The sequence below is a fragment of the Psychroserpens mesophilus genome (assembly GCF_050617655.1).
Lineage (GTDB): Bacteria > Bacteroidota > Bacteroidia > Flavobacteriales > Flavobacteriaceae > Psychroserpens > Psychroserpens mesophilus_A.
The window spans coordinates 1-257 of sequence record NZ_JBODQC010000290.1 but is presented as its reverse complement, the minus strand read 5'-3'; the positions used below and the strand labels follow the sequence as shown (position 1 = coordinate 257).

Below are 257 nucleotides of genomic sequence, written 5' to 3'. Positions count from 1 at the left end.
AATGACCGGATGCAACAAACATTCCGGACAGATTTTCTCCCTGTGGACGCCTTTGAATCCCTGGAGTTTCCGCTTGGTATCGAAAAATTAAGAGAGCAATTTACCGAGGGTGAACTCTGCAAGGTATCCATTCCCGTCACAGTACGGGTCGGGATAGATTCGAGTTACGCCGAAGCTTCCATGACAGTCAGTGATGTGAGCTGTGACCTGGTGGCTGCAACCATCAAGCGTATGAAAAGTCAGTTGCTGGCAGCTCT

General features: G+C 49.4%; 1 protein-coding gene. It reads left to right on the top strand.

Annotated features, from left to right (window positions below; all coding sequences use genetic code 11):
- A partial coding sequence (locus tag ACRHNM_RS17320; protein WP_431137897.1) for a hypothetical protein occupies positions 1-257 on the top strand: 257 nt, incomplete at both ends.